Origin of the sequence: Porcincola intestinalis (assembly GCF_009696445.1) — a bacterium.
GTDB classification, from domain to species: Bacteria; Bacillota; Clostridia; order Lachnospirales; family Lachnospiraceae; genus Porcincola; species Porcincola intestinalis.
The window spans coordinates 137,913-154,791 of record NZ_VULZ01000003.1 but is presented as its reverse complement, the minus strand read 5'-3'; the positions used below and the strand labels follow the sequence as shown (position 1 = coordinate 154,791).

Sequence of the window (16,879 nt, the reverse complement as noted above, 5' to 3'; positions counted from 1 at the left end):
TTCTGAACTGACTCACAATCAGGGAGAGATCTGTTTTCATAAAGGAGGAACCAGGATGGAGAGCCCTGTGCTTCTGATTTACCATATGCAGCAGCCGAGGCAGTCGGCACTGGAGGCAGTCTGCGCGGCCATGAAGATCCGGTCTGTCATCGTCAGCGATGGAGACGGAAGAGTGCCTGTCGGCCTTCTGACCCGCTCGGAGAACCCGATTCGCGTGATCCGGGAGGCTGAAAGGCGTGGAGCCCATGAAGGGGTCATTGATGAGGAAATGATCATTATGGCAGGATTTGACGATGCTCTGCTGACTTCATTTCTGAGTACGCTGAGAGAGCAGGGACTGTTGATTGCCCTGAAGGCGATCGAGACGGATGAAAACCGGTACTGGAACGGAGAGATGCTGCAGGAGGAGCTGAAGAAGGAACGGGCGTCCTTCCGGGGCAGATAAGAAGCAGCACCCAGAGTCAATTCGGAGGTGAAGTGTGGAAAAAAGCAGCAGAAAAACATCCCTGGTCATCATGGCGGCCGGTCTTGGCAGCCGGTTCGGGAAAGGCATCAAGCAGCTGACATCCTTTGGTCCGTCAGGAGAGATCATCATGGACTACTCCATCTATGATGCGCTTCAGGCAGGATTTGACAAGGTTGTCTTCATTCTGCGTCGGGATTTGGCGGACGAGTTCCGGGAGATTATCGGCAGACGGATCGAGAAGCAGGTGGAGGTGGCCTATGCCTTTCAGGATATAGAAGATCTGCCGGAGGGATTCTGCGTTCCGGCGGGACGCGTCAAGCCCTGGGGGACCGGGCAGGCAGTTCTGGCGGCGAGAGATGTCATTGACGAGCCGTTCTGCGTCATCAACGCGGATGATTACTATGGCAGAACCTCCTTCAGAAAGATTCATGAATACCTGACAGACACACCGTTCCGGACAGGGATTCACCAGCCATACCGCATCAGCATGGCAGGTTTTATTCTGAACAATACACTGTCCGAGCACGGGGGCGTAACCAGGGGGCTCTGCGAGATCGATGAGGCAGGCCGGCTTGAACAGATCGTCGAGACAAAGAACATCATCCGGCATGCAGGAGGCGCAGCTGTCCTGTACCAGGACGGCACGATGAAGGTCCTGAACCCGGATATGCCCGTTTCCATGAACATGTGGGGCTTCCAGCCGGACTTCATCGACGAGCTGAAGACAGCTTTCCCGGTCTTTCTGAAAGAACACGACGGGACGAAGGACGGGCAGACAGCGGAGTTTCTGCTTCCGACCATCGTAGGAGAATTGCTTCGGCAGCAGAAGGCACTGATCGACGTCCTGCCGATATCAGATCGCTGGTTCGGCGTTACCTACCAGGAGGATGTCCCGGCTGTGAAGGAGAGCTTCCGGAAACTGATCGCGGAAGGCCTGTATCCGGAGAAACTCTGGGGCTGACGAGAAGAAAGAAAAGAGGCAGATGAAGAATGACTGCTCATTCTTCATCTGCCTCTTATTCATTGAAGTGTGTTTTTGCTCTGAACTTCATCCCAACACATCGCTATTCAACGACAGTCGTTCGGATTCGTACAATCAATCGAGGTGATCAGACTCGAACTGACGGCCTCTGGTCCCCCAGACCAGCGCCCTAACCATCTGGGCCACACCTCGTGAAACACAATGCTCATTATATAACAGAAAAATTCATTTGAAAAGACCGGTTTTCTTTCCATGCTCCTGCACATATGTTATGATAAAGACAAAAACAGCGAGCCCTGCGGGAACATGAGGGCGCTGACAACCTGTCAGATTGGATCACAATCAGGAAAGGCGGAGACGAGATGAGTTTTCTTGTAGTGATGGACAGTTGCGGGGAATTAACAGAGGATATGAAGGAAAGCGGGCATTTTGCATCGGTTCCTTTTCTGATCGATATCGCCGGCTCTCATTTTGTGGACAATGAGCGGTTCGATATGAAGCGGTTTCTGCGTCTTGTAAAGGAAAGCCCGACGGTTGCAAGAACTGCCTGTCCGTCTCCGGAGCGGTTCCGGAAGTTGTTCTCGCCGGAGGCGGAGAGAATCTATATCGTGACCATCTCCGCCGAATTGTCCGGTTCCTATAACAGTGCAAAGCTTGCGCAGGATATGGAGGACGAGGATCATCCGGGCAGAAAGATTCATGTCTTCAACTCAAAGTCAGCATCCATTGGGGAGACGCTGATTGCCCGGAAAATCTGGGCGTGTGAGAAGGAAGGATACAGCTTTGAGCATACCATCGAGACCGTCGAGGCCTACATTGAGAGCCAGGTGACGTGGTTTGTGCTGGAGACGCTTGATACACTCCGGAAGAACGGCCGTCTGTCGAACTTCAAGGCAGCGCTTGCGACGGCGCTCAAGATCAAGCCGATCTGTTCCTCCACCCCGGAGGGAGCGATTCAGCAGGCCGGCCAGGCCCGCGGGATCAACAAGGCGCTTGTCCGGATGGTGGAGATGGCGGCAGAGGCAGCCGGACATGCTGAACAGAAGGAGATTGCCGTCTCCTATGTCGAGTGCCCGGAGCGGGGACAGATGGTGCTGGACGCGCTGAAGGAACGGATTCCGGCGAAAAATTATATCCTTCTTCCAGCCAGCGGACTGACCGCAACCTATGCGAACGAGGGCGGCATCATCGTTGTAATATAACGCGCCGGTGTGTGAAACGTGCCTTGTCATCAAAGTCTCTGCAGTTGTATAATATAAACAATATTTTGAGGCGCGGGAAGGCAGCCTCTGGACAGGAGAGTGTGAAGCAATGAGCCAGGAAAAAGTCGACCGCTATAAGGAGCAGAAGAAAAACCGCAAGAAGATCATGAAGAGGGAGAAGCTTGAGAGAGCTCTTATGAAGCTTCTTGGCGGTGTTGTCTGTGCAGCCGTTGTGGTGTGGATCGGGTATTCAGCCGTTCACATGACGAAGACATCCTCATCAGACACAACAGCTGAGACGACAGGCTATGTGATCGACACATCGGCCATCGATTCGTATCTGCAGAGTCTGCAGACAAACTGAGACAGGTTGATTCGGACATCAGAATGAACCGAACCGGGCAGGCATACGCGGCATCGGTTCGACAACAGCCAAAAAGAGACCGGGGCGCTATCAGCGCTCCGGTTTCTTTCTATCTCCTTCCAGAGAGGAATTACTTGTCAGCGCTTTTTGCGCTCTTCTGCATTTCGCTGACCATACCCTGAATCTTGCTGTCGAAGTTCGATTTCGCGACCTCCTGGAGCTTCATTGCACGCACCTTCAGCGGCAGCCCGAACAGGGTGATGAAGCCTTCCGCGTCGTGATGATCGTATAGATCACCGGTCGTGAAGGATGCCAGAGACTCGTTGTAGAGGCTGTACGGCGAAGTGGTGCCGTTCTTGATGATGTTGCCCTTGTACAGCTTCATCTTCACTTCACCGGTCACAAACTGCTGAGTGGACTCCACAAACGCCTGAATCGCCTCACGCAGCGGGGTGAACCACTTGCCCTCGTAGACGGTCTGGGCAAGCTGGCTTGCCAGCTTCTTCTTGTTCTCCATCGTCTCGCGGTCCAGGCAGAGCTCCTCGAGCTGGTCGTGCGCTGCCATCAGGATGGTTCCGCCCGGCGTCTCATACACACCGCGGCTCTTCATGCCGACGACACGATTCTCAACGATATCGACAATTCCGATTCCGTTCTCACCACCGAGCTTATTCAGCGTCCGGATGACGTCGGAAACCTTCATCTTCTGCCCGTTAACAGCGACCGGGATGCCTTTCTCAAATGTAATGGAAACCTCTTTTTCCTTGTCCGGCGCTTCCTGCGGTGTGACCGACAGTACCAGAAGGCTGGAATAGTTCGGGGCCTTGGACGGATCCTCGAGCTCGAGACCCTCATGGGAAATGTGCCAGAGGTTCCTGTCGCGGGAGTAGCCCTTGCCCATCGACCACGGAAGATTGATGCCGTGCGCCTTGCAGTATTCAATCTCGGCCTCACGGCTGTCCATCTGCCACTTGTCCGTCATCCTCCACGGTGCGATGACCTTGATGTCCGGTGCAAGCGCCTTGATGCCGAGCTCGAACCGGATCTGATCGTTGCCCTTGCCGGTTGCACCATGACAGATCGCAACGGCATTTTCCTTGCGGGCGATTTCGACGAGCTTCTTGGCGATTGCCGGACGCGCCATCGAGGTTCCGAGCAGATAGCTGTGCTCATAGACAGCGCCCGCCTCCACACACGGCATGATGAAGTTGTCGCAGAAGTCGTCAACAATGTCTTCGATGTAAAGCTTGGAGGCTCCGCAGGCTTTCGCGCGTTCCTCCAGTCCGTCGAGCTCTTCCTCCTGTCCGACATCCACGCAGCAGCAGATGACCTCGTAGTCAAATGTCTCCTTCAGCCATGGAATCATGGCAGTCGTATCAAGACCGCCTGAGTAAGCAAGAACAACCTTTTCCTTCGACATATGTAGAACCTCCATAAAAACAGATGTATGACTGCTGGTTTCTGTTCAATTGCTGCCGGTAGATACAGGCCTCCACCTGTCCGACCGTTGGCAGTACTATATCGCAAATCGAATATATATGCAACACTAAATCGGAATATTCATGTATTATTCACGATACAACCCTGATATATGCATAAATAGTGCATATTATTACATGATTGCATCTTTACACAGGCCGGTCGCTGGTGTAGGATAAGGAACAGTTCAGGTATGAATGGATATTCTATAGAAAGCAGGGACATTTCAATATGATAAAGGCGGGAATCATCGGTTCAACCGGATATGCCGGCGCGGAGCTTGTCCGGCTTCTTCTTCAGCATCCGGAAGCGGAGATTGTCTGGTACGGATCCAGAAGTTACACCGGTCAGAAATATGCGGATATCTACAGAAATATGTTTCAGATTGTCGACGCGGACTGCCTGGGGGATGATCTGGATGAGCTTGCGAAGCAGGCTGACGTCATTTTCACGGCAACCCCCCAGGGATTCTGTGCATCGGTCATAGGGGATGGAATTCTGGAAAACACGAAGGTGATCGATCTGAGCGCGGACTTTCGTCTGAAACGGGTCGATGTCTATGAACAATGGTACCATCTGACCCATAAAGCGCCATCCTATATAAAGGAAGCAGTCTACGGGCTTTGTGAGATCAACCGGGACAAGATCGCCGGAGCTCGTCTCATCGCTAATCCGGGCTGCTACACAACCACCTCTATTCTGACACTCTATCCGCTCGTCAGGGAAGGTCTGATCGATCTGAAATCGATCATAGTCGATGCAAAGTCCGGAACATCGGGCGCGGGCAGAGGGGCGAAGGTTCCGAACCTTTTCTGCGAGGTCAACGAAAGCATCAAGCCATATGGGGTCACGACGCACCGACACACACCGGAAATCGAGGAGCAGCTGTCCTATGCGGCCGGGCTTGACTATATGGGCGGAGAGAGTATCCTGATCAACTTCACGCCGCATCTTGTTCCGATGAACAGAGGAATTCTGGCGACCTGTTACGCCAGCCTGAAGGAGGGCGTGTCCGAAGAAAGGATCGGGGAGGCGTATCAGAAATATTATGGGAACGAAACGTTTATCCGACTGCTTGGGGCAGGCCAGTTCCCGGAGACCAGATGGGTGGAAGGCAGCAATTTCGTCGATATCGGATACAAGGTGGATCCCAGGACGGGCAGAGTGATAGCGGTCGGCGCGCTTGATAACCTGGTCAAGGGTGCCGCGGGACAGGCTGTCCAGAACATGAACATTCTGTTCGGGCTGCCGGAGGATACCGGACTGAAGCTTGTCCCTGTATTCCCGTGAGCCGACAGAGAATCTGAAGGGATTTTAAAAGAAGGACCAGGCGCTGCATGCAGCCGGAATCGCTCTGTGATGTGTGCAGGAAGCGTAACAGGGACAGCCTGACAGAAGGAAGGAGAAGAACAGTACATGGAGATCAGAGAGGGCGGCGTTACATCCGCAAAGGGCTTTCGTGCAGCATCGGTCTGCGCCGGGTTCAAGAAGGGCAGAAAAGACATGTCCATGATCGTCTCGGAGGTTCCGTTTCACCTTGCAGGGACCTTCACGACGAATCTTGTCAAGGCTGCACCGGTGATCTGGGACAGAGCGATCGTGCAGACGAAGGGGACGGCGCAGGCGGTCGTCATGAACAGCGGCGTTGCGAATGCCTGCACGGGAAAGGCAGGCGATGAAGCCTGCATAGGAACAGCTTCCTATGCCGCCTCCAGACTCGGGCTTTCGCCGGAGCAGATTCTTCTCGCCTCGACCGGTGTCATCGGCGTCTCTCTCCCGATGGACAAGGTCGAGCATGGTATAGATCTGATGCTGCCGCTTTTGTCTGACTCAGAAGGCGCAGGCTCGGCAGCGGCGGAGGGAATCATGACCACCGATACCGTTCGAAAGGAGTGCAGCATCCATTTTCAGCTCGCTGGCAGGGAGGTGACGCTCGGCGGGATGACGAAGGGGGCAGGCATGATTCATCCGAAGATGGGTACGATGCTTTGCTTCCTGACAACGGATGCGAACGTCAGCCAGAAGCTGCTTCAGAAGGCGCTGTTATCAGCTGTCCAGGATTCCTTCAACATGATATCAGTAGATGGCGATATGTCGACCAACGACACCTGCCTTTTGATGGCCAATGGACGAGCCGGTAATCCGGAGATTGTGGAGGAGGATGACGACTATCAGACGTTCTGCGAGGCAGTCGGAACAGTGACAAAGCATCTTGCCCGTGCGATGGCGAAGGATGGAGAGGGAGCACATGCTCTCTTCGAAGTCAAGGTACAGGGGGCATCTTCGAAGAAGCAGGCAGTGACGTTGGCAAAATCTGTTATTGAGTCCAGCCTGGTGAAGACTGCCATTGCGGGACACGACGCAAACTGGGGACGCATCATCTGCGCGATGGGATATTCCGGCGCTTCATTTGAGGAAGGAAAGGTTGACCTGTCCTTCAGAAGCCACGCCGGGGAGATCCAGATTGCGAAGAATGGGGTTACGACAGGCTTCGATGAGGAGCTGGCCACAAAAATTCTGTCCGAAGACGAGATAACAGCGCTTATCGACATTCACGAGGGAACCTGTGAGGCGACAGCCTGGGGGTGCGACCTGACGCACGAATACATCAACATCAACGCAGATTACAGGTCCTGACGGCAGAAATCGCGTTATCATGGCATGGAACGAACCCGGTGAGGGATCATCAATAAGAGGTAGATTCGATGGAAGAGATTCATTCAGAACAGCCGCTCGGCAAGGAAGAGATGTCCATGTACCTGGACAAGGCGGGAACGCTGATCGAAGCGCTTCCCTATATTCAGCATTTTCAGGGCGCGACGATCGTCGTCAAGTACGGCGGCAGCGCGATGGTCGATGAGAACCTGAAACGAAACGTCATCCAGGACGTAGCGCTCCTGAAACTGGTCGGCTTCCGGCCAATCATCGTTCATGGCGGTGGCAAGGACATCACAAAGATGCTTGGGAAGATCGGGAAGACATCAGAGTTCAAGGCAGGGTTCCGTGTGACGGACGATGAGACGATGGATGTTGTCGAGATGGTGCTGAACCGGATCAACAAGAGCCTGGTTTCTCTGATGGAGAAGGTCGGGGTGAAGGCCTGCGGTGTCTCCGGCAAGGACGGAAGCCTTCTTCAGGTGTCGAGAAAAATGCCGGACGGGGAGGACATCGGTTATGTCGGGGATATCGAGCGTGTCAACACGGAGCTGCTCGATACACTGCTGGACAATGACTTTGTTCCGGTCGTCTGTCCGATCGGGTATGACGCGGTCTACCATTCCTATAACATCAATGCGGACGATGCGGCCTGCGCAATTGCGAAAGCAATGAAAGCAAAGAAACTGGTGTTTCTGTCTGATATCAAGGGCGTCTATGCTGATCCGGATGATCCATCGACGCTGATCTCGGAAATGACGGTCGAGCAGACGCTTTCGTTCATGGCAGGCGGACATGCCGGTGGCGGGATGCTGCCGAAGCTTCAAAACTGTGTGGATGCCATCGAGGCGGGCGTCGCACGGGTCCATATCCTGGACGGACGGATTCCGCACTCTCAGCTGCTGGAATTCTTCACGACAAAGGGAATCGGAACAGCGATTATCGGAGACGAGGCGGAAGGCTGAGCGGCGCTGCACGGGGGATGCGCTGCGGCTGCCGGGATATCAGGAGAAGAGGAGTCAGAATTGATGTCAGAATCACAGAAGATCATGGAAAAGACCGAGCAGGTCGTCCTTCACACATACAATCGCTTCCCGGTCGTGTTTGACCATGGACAGGGCGTGCACCTTTATGATGTGGATGGGAAGGAGTATCTCGACTTCGGCGCAGGAATCGCTGTCTTTGCGCTCGGTTACGGCAATCAGGCGTACAACCAGGCGCTGAAGGAGCAGATCGACAAGATCATTCATACGTCCAATCTGTTCTACCATAAGCCGTTGCTGGAGGCGGCACAGAAGGTGGTCGCCCATACCGGGCTGTCGAAGGTATTTTTCACAAATTCCGGAACGGAGGCCATCGAGGGGGCGATCAAGGCGGCCCGCAAGTACGCCTACCTTCGCGATGGTCATGCAGACCATGAGATCATTGCGATGGAGCATTCCTTCCACGGAAGGACGGTCGGCGCACTCTCTGTCACAGGCAATGCTCATTATCAGGAGCCGTTCAAGCCATTGATGGGCGGCGTCCGGTTTGCGAAGTTCAACGATCTCGATTCAGTCCGTGCGTGTGTGACGGACAGAACCTGCGCGATCATCCTGGAGACGGTGCAGGGCGAGGGAGGAATCCACCCGGCGGACCCGGCCTTTCTGAAGGGGCTGAGGACACTGTGTGATGAGAAGGACATCCTCCTGATCCTGGATGAGATTCAGTGTGGTATGGGAAGGACCGGATACTGGTTTGCCTGCGACGCGTACGGTGTAAGGCCGGATATCATGACGTGTGCCAAGGCACTTGGCTGCGGCGTTCCGGTCGGTGCGTTTGTTCTCGGAGAGAAGGCTGCGGAGCATTCGCTGGAGCCAGGTGATCATGGGACAACCTACGGCGGAAACCCGCTTGCATGTGCAGCAGTATCGAAGGTGTTCGATCTGTTTGAGAAGCTGGATATTGTCGGACATGTCCGTGAGACAGCACCCTATCTGGAGAAGCGATTGGATGAGGTTGCCGCGCGGCATGACTTTATCGTCGACCGCCGGGGAATGGGCTTCATGCAGGGACTCGAGCTGTCACCGGATCATCCGGTCGGTGAGGTCGTCAGGCGGGCACTCGATCTGGGGCTTGTCGTCATGTCAGCAGGAGGCAATGTGATCCGTTTTGTTCCGCCGCTGATCATCACGAAGCAGGATATCGACTGTATGGTGAAGATTCTCGAGAAGGCACTATAATTCAATACATTGATTCGTCAGGGTGCCGGTGCAAAGGTTGTCATGTTTGCAGGTTTGCCGGTGATGACGGCTCTAAATGCTGTGCAGTTTGCCCGTATATCAGGACAAGGTCTCTCATGTTTGGTATAATAGTGCTATTGAACACAAACATGGGAGGAATTACCTATGGAACAGGGACAGTATATCATGGCGCTGGATGCGGGGACGACATCAAACCGCTGCATTCTCTTTGACAGAAAGGGAAAGGTCTGCTCGCTTGTTCAGCGCGAGTTTCAGCAGATTTATCCGCACCCGGGCTGGGTCGAGCAGAATCCGATGGAGATCTGGTCGACCCAGATCGGTGTTGCTGCGGAAGCCATGGGCAGGATCGGGGCAGGTCCGGAGAATATTGCGGCGATCGGTATCACAAATCAGCGCGAGACAACGATTGTATGGGACCGGTTTACCGGAAAACCGGTCTACAATGCGATTGTCTGGCAGTGCAGGCGGACATCTCCGATTGTGGAGGAGCTGGTTCAGGATGGGTTTGGAGACAGAATCCGGGAGAAGACCGGACTGATTCCAGACCCTTATTTTTCTGCCACAAAGCTGAAATGGATTCTTGACCATGTCCCTGGAAGCCGGGAACTTGCCCGAAAGGGGCGGCTGCTGTTCGGAACGGTTGACAGCTGGCTGATCTGGAATCTGACGGGCGGCGACGTCCATGTCACAGACTATACGAATGCGTCCAGGACGATGATGTTCGACATCCACAATCTTTGCTGGGATCAGGAGATCCTGGAGAAGCTGGGAATCCCGGAACAGATGCTGCCGGAGGTCGTTCCGTCAAGTTATCCGTATGGCAGGACGAAGGACTGCCTGATCGGTGACGGCATCCCGATCTGCGGGGCTGCCGGGGATCAGCAGAGCGCACTTTTCGGGCAGTGCTGCTTTGATGCGGGAGATGTAAAGAATACGTACGGGACAGGGTGCTTCATGCTGATGAACACAGGAAACAAGGTCATCAGCTCCAGCCATGGCCTCCTATCGACGATTGCCGTCTCTCTTGCGCCAGGAAAGGTGCAGTATGCGCTTGAGGGTTCCGTGTTCGTCGCCGGAGCTTCGATCCAGTGGCTCAGGGATGAGCTGAAGATCATCCCCTCGGCGCCGGAATCCGAACGGTACTGCAGAGAGGTTGAGGACACAGACGGCTGCTATGTTGTGCCTGCTTTTACCGGGCTCGGGGCTCCGTACTGGAATTCATCGGCGAGGGGGATGATTGTCGGCCTGACAAGGGGAACAAACAGAAGCCATCTGGTGCGTGCAACGGTGGAATCTCTGGCTTACCAGACGGCGGATGTCCTGACGGCGATGGAGAAGGATTCGGAGCTTCAGATTTGCAATCTCAAAGTGGATGGAGGAGCTTCCGCGAATGATTTCCTGATGAAGTTTCAGTCTGACCTTCTGAATACGGAGGTCACCAGGCCTGAATGCGTGGAGACAACGGCGATGGGCGCGGCATTCCTGGCCGGACTGTGCACAGGGGTCTGGAAGGATAAGGAGGAGCTGCGGGAGAACTGGTCTGTCGGTCATGTCTTTGAGCCCACCATGACGGAGGAGGAGCGGGAAAGTCTCCTGGGCGGATGGCACAGAGCTGTCGCAGCGGCGCTCGCCTGGGCGGACTATAGAGCATGAAGCAAGGCTTCACAAATTGTGAATATTTTGTTAAACTGATGACACGCATGGCGGGGAAAACCGGATTCCTGGTCCGGGAGGTTGTGCGGATTGAAACAGATATGTAAGAAAAGCGCGGCAGGAAGGTGCAGACTCCTTCTCATTCTTCTGCTTTCAGGGCTGACAGCTGGATGCGGAAGCGGACAGATGGTCGAGGTGACCGGAATCCAGGATCTGCCAACTCATCCCGTTCGGAGCACGGAGCATGAGGCTGCAGCAGAAGGTGCGGCAGCAGCGGCGGACAGTGTGACAGCGGCGACAGATAGTACTGCAGCCGAAGATAAGGAAGCTGCAGCAGACAGTGTAGCAGAGGCAGCAGACACCGCAGCAGCAGCCGCAGGCAGGGCGCCCGTGCCTGACAGTGCAGCGTCGGACAATATGCAGGTGACTGCAGCGAAGATCGTGGTTTATGTGCGCGGTGCGGTGAACCGGCCTGGTGTCTATCAGCTTGAGGAGAATGCCCGGATTTTTCGGGCGATTGAGGCCGCCGGCGGTTTTCGAAGCGATGCGGATACTGAATGGCTCAACCAGGCGCAGCCGCTCTTTGACGGTGCGATGCTCACAGTTCCGACAAGAGAAGAAACCGCGATTCTCAGGCAAGCCGGGCATACAGACAGCAGCGGGGGACTCATTTCCGGGAGCAAAGGACTCACAGACAGCCAGGGGACGGCAATTGGTATCAGTCAGGGAGGCACTAGTTCCGCTGCTTCCGGACAAGTGCCTGAAAAGAACGGAACTGGAAGCCCGGCGTCCACCGGGAACGACGGAGAGGCGCGTGTGAACCTGAATACTGCGCAGAGGGAAGAGCTGATGACGCTCCCGGGCATCGGAGAATCCAAGGCGGATTCAATTATCCGGTACAGGGAGGAGCACGGTGCGTTCACGACTCCTGAGGAGATCATGAACATCAGTGGGATTAAATCGGCAGTGTATTCAAAGATCCAGGATCGGATTACAGTTTGACAAAGGCGAAGGCAGAGGCAGAGAGCATGGCAAAGAAGGTTCTTGTTGTTGATGATGAAAAGCTGATCGTGAAAGGAATCCGCTTCAGTCTGGAGCAGGATGATATGGAAGTGGACTGCGCCTATGACGGGGAGGAAGCTGTTCAGAAGGCAAGGGAGAACCAATATGACATTGTTCTTCTGGATCTTATGCTTCCGAAGCTGGATGGCCTGCAGGTCTGCCAGCAGATCCGGGAGTTTTCGGATGTGCCGATTATCATGCTGACTGCCAAGGGTGAGGACATGGACAAGATCCTCGGCCTGGAGTACGGAGCGGATGACTATATCACGAAGCCTTTTAATATTCTTGAGGTCAAAGCCCGGATCAAGGCCATCATGCGCAGAACGCAGACAAAGGCTGCACAGGAGCAGAAGGAGAAGGTCGTTCAGGCTGGAGACCTTGTCATGGACTGTGATGCGCGCAGGGTGTCGATCAAGGGAAAGGACATCAATCTGACGGCAAAGGAATTCGATGTTCTGGAGCTGCTGGTTCTGAATCCGAACAAGGTCTACAGCCGTGAGAATCTGCTGAATCTTGTCTGGGGCTATGATTATCCGGGTGATGTCCGCACAGTCGATGTCCATATCAGACGGCTGCGTGAGAAGATCGAGGAGAATCCTTCCGACCCGAAGTATGTCCACACCAAGTGGGGGGTTGGATACTACTTTGCCGCATAATGAATGAAGAATGTATCATGAGATGTAAATAGATAATTGAAACATCAGCGGGACAGCAGGTTTGCTGTCCCGCTTTTAATTTGGCTTAAGGTTGATCCTCTATAACAGTCCTATCAGTTCAAATTGAATCAATCAGGCTGATACGGAACCTGTTGTTCACAAGATAGAAAGAGAGGAACAGACCATGAAGAACAAATTTTTCAGAGTACTTTTTCCAGCCGCTATCCTTGGACTGTCCATCATGCTGACAGCCTATGCCGCCAATTCATCAAATGCTTCAGAGACGACGACAGCATCAGAAAGCACTGTCGATTCAGAAGCATCGGAAGCTGCTGATACGACAGACGGAGAGTGGTATTCAGACCGCGACATGGAGCAAAGCCCGGATACATCAGACGCACAGACAATTGAGGTGACCGACGGACAGACCCTGTCCATCACAGAGGAAGGAACGTACATTCTCCAGGGAACTGCATCAGACTGTACAGTGCTTGTCAATGCACCTGAAGCCAAGGTGCAGCTCATCCTGGATAATGTGACGGTAACCAACACGTCGTCTCCGGTCATCTACGTGCTGGATGCGGACAAGTGTTTCGTCACGACGGCGGAGGGCAGCGAGAATGCACTCACGGTATCCGGGACATTTACGGAAGATACAGAAAACGATGTCAAGACAGATGCCGTGATCTTCGCAAAGTCCGATCTGACGCTGAACGGGACAGGAACGCTCACAATCAGCTCGACGGACAATGGCATCACGTCAAAGGATGAACTAACCGTCACGGGCGGTACGTACAACATTACAGCATCCGGAAAGGGACTGGAGTCCAATGACTCGACTGCCATCTGTGACGGAACCTTCACAATCGACGCGAAGGAAGGCATGGAGAGCACGTATGTCCGGATTGATGGAGGAACATTTGAGATCAGCGCAAGTGATGATGGAATCAATGCTGCGGCGAACAGCGACAAGAACAATGTGCAGGTTGAGATCAATGGCGGAACACTGTCGATCAAGATGGGAGCAGGTGATACAGATGGAATTGATTCCAATGGCGATCTCACAATCAATGGCGGAAATATTTCGATCGAGTGCAATTCTCCGTTTGACTACGATGGAACCGGGGCACTCAATGGCGGAACCGTCGCTGTAAACGGGGAAGAGGTGACAGAGCTGACCAACCAGTTCGGAGGCGGAATGGGCAAAGAAGGCATGATACCTGACGGTCATGGACCAGGGAATCAGCATCCCGGTGACACGGATGCAAATTCCGGGAGCACAGATGAGACGGATGCGGAGTCCGGCAGTACGGATGAGAGCACCGGGAAGACAGATGTCGGAGCCAGTAATCCAGGTGCCGGAAACCAGGTTTTCGGGAGGAAGGAACCGGGGAACAGACAGAAGAGTGATCAGGACTCCGGCAGCACAGATGCAGATTCTGAAAGTACCCCCACCGTGGGGGAATCGGCGGGCGGACAGGGAATCTGATGACGCCAGCTGCCATATACCGGAAGAAAGAACGGAGGTGATTCTATGAGAATCGCGTTAATTCCGGCATTTGAACCGGATCTGAAACTGGTTAATACTGCCCGCGAGCTTTGTGAGACAGGATTTGAGGTTGTGATCGTCAATGATGGTAGCGGCTGCCGTTACCATGAGGTGTTCGAAGAGGCGGCAGCCTATGGAGCGGTTCTTTCCTACCGGAAGAATCGCGGCAAAGGTGCTGTTCTCAAAGATGGACTTCGATATATCCGGCAGCGTTATCAACCGCCTTATACCGTGGTGACGGTGGATGCGGACGGGCAGCATAAGACGGCGGATGCCGTCCGGTGCTGCCAGAAGGCAGAAAAGCAGCCCGAGGCGCTGATTCTGGGCAGCCGGCGGGATGATGGGGGACAGGTACGGGTGCCACTTAGGTCCCGTTTTGGAAACACCCTGACGCGGCAGGCTTTCCGGATCAGGGCAGGAGTGTCTGTCTATGACACACAGACCGGGCTGAGAGCCTTCTCCGACAGACTGGTTCCGCCGCTGTTAAACATTCCGGGCGACCGCTATGAATATGAGATGAATATGCTGCTTGTCTTTGCAGACCAGAAGCGACCGATTGTGGAGATTCCGGTTTCAAAAATCTATATCAATGGAAATGAGACCTCCCACTTTGATCCGGTAAAGGATTCGATCCGTATCTACAGGTGCATTCTGAAGGTTCCGGATGTCGTGAAGTTCGGACTTTCTTCCCTGATCGGCTTTCTGACAGACTACGGCGCTTACGCAGCCCTTGTGACGATGGTGGGATGGATGGGTGCGCCGGCTGTGTTCGCAGTTACCATTTCAAACATCCTGGCCAGAGCGCTGAGCGCCACGGTAAACTTTACCATCAATCGGAAATATGTGTTCCGGTCAAGAGAAAAGACTGCAGTCAGCGCTTTTCAATACGCAATCCTGGCAGCCGCCATTCTTGCAGGAAACACCATTCTTCTGAACATCCTGGTCGAAGGGGCAGGGATCAGCAGATACCTGGCAAAGCTGGTGACCGAGCTTACTTTTTTCACACTCAGCTGGATCGTGCAGAAATGGATCATCTTCAGAGACAAGCCAGCGTGCAGTGTGAAGCCGGAAGGATATCTGACGGTTTGCGGAAAAGGAGAAGTGGAATGAAAAGGAAGAAGAGATGGTGGGGGATCTGGGCAAGAGGGGCCGTCACAGCCTTTTCTTTGTTTGTCGCGCTTGACACGTTTGTCATTCCGGCATCCTACTCATCCGTAAAGGCAAGCGACAGCACGCTGTTCTCAGAATTGGAGAGCAGGGCAGCTGCAGAAAGCACAGCCGCAACAGCCACAGAGAGCACAGCTGCGGCAGCTGCAGAAAGCACGGCCACAGCCGCGACAGTTGCAGAGAGCACAGCTGTGGCGACGGCGGACAGTGACGTAGTGACAGCTTCCGCAGGCGGACTGTCCGGAACGAGCCTTGGAACAGCAAAGACGGATGATTACAGCATCACAGTGACAAAGTACCAGGAATATGACACCGCCATCTACGTAGCGGATATCACTGTCTCCAGTGCAGAGATCATTAAAACCGCCTTGGCGGATGACACATATGGAAAGAACATCACGGCGTACACCTCCACCATCGCTTCAGAGAATCAGGCGGTGCTCGCGATCAATGGGGACTATTATGGCGCGCAGGAATCCGGCTATGTGATCCGGAACGGCGTGGCATACAGGGAAACGTCCGACGGAGAGGATATTCTCGTTCTGTACGCAGATGGATCGATGAAGGTGCTGGACAGCGATGATGTGACGGTGCAGGAGCTTCTTGACCAGGGAGTTTGGCAGGCGTGGAGCTTCGGACCGGGACTTTTGTCAGACGGGGAGGTGACGGTTGGAGAAAATACGGAGGTTTCCCGTGCAATGAATTCCAACCCGCGGACAGCAATCGGACAGATCGATGACAATCATTATGTCTTTGTCGTCTCGGATGGGCGGACGGATGAGAGCAAGGGGCTGAGCCTGTATGAGCTGGCAGAATTTATGGAAAGCCTTGGCTGCAGGACAGCGTACAATCTGGATGGCGGCGGAAGCTCCACGATGTATTTCAACGGATCGGTCATCAACAATCCGACGACAAACGGTCGGATCAAGGAAAGGGCGGTGTCGGACATTGTTTATATCGGATAAGAAATATCTGACCAGAAATGTAGCCGCGGCGGTATTCCTGCTGGTATTTGCTCTGATTTATGAGCATTTCTCCCACGGCGTCATATCCGGATACATGCTCGGAGCCTGGCTGATTCCACTGGCGGGATCCATTCCGTATCTGGGCAGCGAAAGGCTGCACCGGCGGCATGCGGCAGAGAACGGAGAGCAGCGGCGTGCCGCGGCCTCCGGGCTTTGGCAGCTCGGCATCTTCACGCTTTCGCAAGGCTTCATCATGAAGGGCGTCATCGAAATCTACGGGACAACCAACCGGTGGACGGTCGTCTATGTCCCGGCAGCAGCCCTGTTTTTCATCTTAGCAGCAGGCATGGCAGTGATGAAAAGAAAGGAGTCCTGAGGAAACAGGAGTGAGTTTTACGGAAACAGAAGCGTGCCGTCAGAAAATTAGCCGGGATTC

At 54.1% G+C, this 16,879-nt stretch carries 16 protein-coding genes and 1 tRNA gene; 15 read left to right on the top strand and 2 right to left on the bottom strand.

The window, feature by feature from the left end; genetic code table 11:
- Positions 1-55: 55 nt before the first annotated feature.
- Together FYJ35_RS04265 and FYJ35_RS04260 are read left to right on the top strand one after the other, a co-directional pair.
- Positions 56-445 (top strand): DUF3783 domain-containing protein, encoded by a 390-nt coding sequence (locus tag FYJ35_RS04265; RefSeq protein WP_154523663.1) that lies wholly within the window; start codon positions 56-58, stop codon positions 443-445.
- Positions 446-515: 70 nt separating this feature from the next.
- Complete coding sequence (locus tag FYJ35_RS04260) at positions 516-1,427, top strand: nucleotidyltransferase family protein (RefSeq protein WP_154524002.1); 912 nt, start codon at positions 516-518, stop codon at positions 1,425-1,427.
- 139 nt (positions 1,428-1,566) lie between these two features.
- Here the strand turns inward: FYJ35_RS04260 and FYJ35_RS04255 are convergent.
- Positions 1,567-1,640: transfer RNA gene (locus tag FYJ35_RS04255), tRNA-Pro, on the bottom strand.
- Between the two features lie 170 nt (positions 1,641-1,810).
- Here FYJ35_RS04255 and FYJ35_RS04250 point away from each other — a divergent pair.
- A complete protein-coding gene (locus FYJ35_RS04250; RefSeq protein WP_154523660.1) occupies positions 1,811-2,650 on the top strand; it encodes a DegV family protein in 840 nt (279 codons plus the stop codon).
- A gap of 109 nt (positions 2,651-2,759) precedes the next feature.
- On the top strand, positions 2,760-3,014 hold the full coding sequence (locus FYJ35_RS04245; RefSeq protein WP_154523657.1) for a hypothetical protein: 255 nt from the start codon (positions 2,760-2,762) through the stop codon (positions 3,012-3,014).
- Positions 3,015-3,144: 130 nt separating this feature from the next.
- On the opposite strand, the gene FYJ35_RS04240 is transcribed toward FYJ35_RS04245, so the two are convergent.
- Positions 3,145-4,434 carry an argininosuccinate synthase gene (locus FYJ35_RS04240; RefSeq protein ID WP_154523654.1) on the bottom strand — a complete coding sequence of 430 codons (1,290 nt, stop codon included), beginning with the start codon at positions 4,432-4,434 and terminating at the stop codon, positions 3,145-3,147.
- A gap of 290 nt (positions 4,435-4,724) precedes the next feature.
- Here FYJ35_RS04240 and argC point away from each other — a divergent pair, with 290 nt between their 5' ends.
- The 11 genes from argC (at position 4,725) to FYJ35_RS04185 (ending at position 16,819) form a co-directional block, all read left to right on the top strand.
- Positions 4,725-5,783: an N-acetyl-gamma-glutamyl-phosphate reductase gene (argC, locus tag FYJ35_RS04235; protein WP_154523651.1), complete on the top strand. Its 1,059-nt coding sequence runs from the start codon at positions 4,725-4,727 to the stop codon at positions 5,781-5,783.
- A 126-nt stretch (positions 5,784-5,909) separates the two neighbouring features.
- Positions 5,910-7,130 (top strand): bifunctional glutamate N-acetyltransferase/amino-acid acetyltransferase ArgJ, encoded by a 1,221-nt coding sequence (gene argJ / locus FYJ35_RS04230; protein ID WP_154523649.1) that lies wholly within the window; start codon positions 5,910-5,912, stop codon positions 7,128-7,130.
- A 68-nt stretch (positions 7,131-7,198) separates the two neighbouring features.
- Positions 7,199-8,113, top strand: a complete 915-nt coding sequence (argB, locus tag FYJ35_RS04225; RefSeq protein ID WP_154523646.1) for an acetylglutamate kinase — start codon at positions 7,199-7,201, stop codon at positions 8,111-8,113.
- 63 nt (positions 8,114-8,176) lie between these two features.
- Positions 8,177-9,370: an aspartate aminotransferase family protein gene (locus FYJ35_RS04220; protein WP_154523643.1), complete on the top strand. Its 1,194-nt coding sequence runs from the start codon at positions 8,177-8,179 to the stop codon at positions 9,368-9,370.
- A 165-nt stretch (positions 9,371-9,535) separates the two neighbouring features.
- Positions 9,536-11,044, top strand: coding sequence for a glycerol kinase GlpK (gene glpK, locus FYJ35_RS04215; protein WP_154523640.1), 1,509 nt, complete (start codon positions 9,536-9,538; stop codon positions 11,042-11,044).
- 90 nt (positions 11,045-11,134) lie between these two features.
- On the top strand, positions 11,135-12,046 hold the full coding sequence (locus FYJ35_RS04210) for a helix-hairpin-helix domain-containing protein (protein WP_154523637.1): 912 nt from the start codon (positions 11,135-11,137) through the stop codon (positions 12,044-12,046).
- A 26-nt stretch (positions 12,047-12,072) separates the two neighbouring features.
- Positions 12,073-12,762, top strand: a complete 690-nt coding sequence (locus FYJ35_RS04205) for a response regulator transcription factor (protein WP_154523634.1) — start codon at positions 12,073-12,075, stop codon at positions 12,760-12,762.
- 184 nt (positions 12,763-12,946) lie between these two features.
- On the top strand, positions 12,947-14,251 hold the full coding sequence (locus tag FYJ35_RS04200) for a carbohydrate-binding domain-containing protein (RefSeq protein WP_154523631.1): 1,305 nt from the start codon (positions 12,947-12,949) through the stop codon (positions 14,249-14,251).
- Between the two features lie 45 nt (positions 14,252-14,296).
- Entirely contained in the window at positions 14,297-15,421 is a 1,125-nt protein-coding gene (locus FYJ35_RS04195) for a bifunctional glycosyltransferase family 2/GtrA family protein (RefSeq protein WP_154523628.1), read from the top strand.
- Positions 15,418-16,443 carry a phosphodiester glycosidase family protein gene (locus FYJ35_RS04190; protein ID WP_154523625.1) on the top strand — a complete coding sequence of 342 codons (1,026 nt, stop codon included), beginning with the start codon at positions 15,418-15,420 and terminating at the stop codon, positions 16,441-16,443. Before FYJ35_RS04195 ends, FYJ35_RS04190 begins: the two co-directional genes overlap by 4 nt.
- On the top strand, positions 16,427-16,819 hold the full coding sequence (locus tag FYJ35_RS04185) for a hypothetical protein (RefSeq protein WP_154523622.1): 393 nt from the start codon (positions 16,427-16,429) through the stop codon (positions 16,817-16,819). Before FYJ35_RS04190 ends, FYJ35_RS04185 begins: the two co-directional genes overlap by 17 nt.
- Positions 16,820-16,879: the final 60 nt, after the last annotated feature.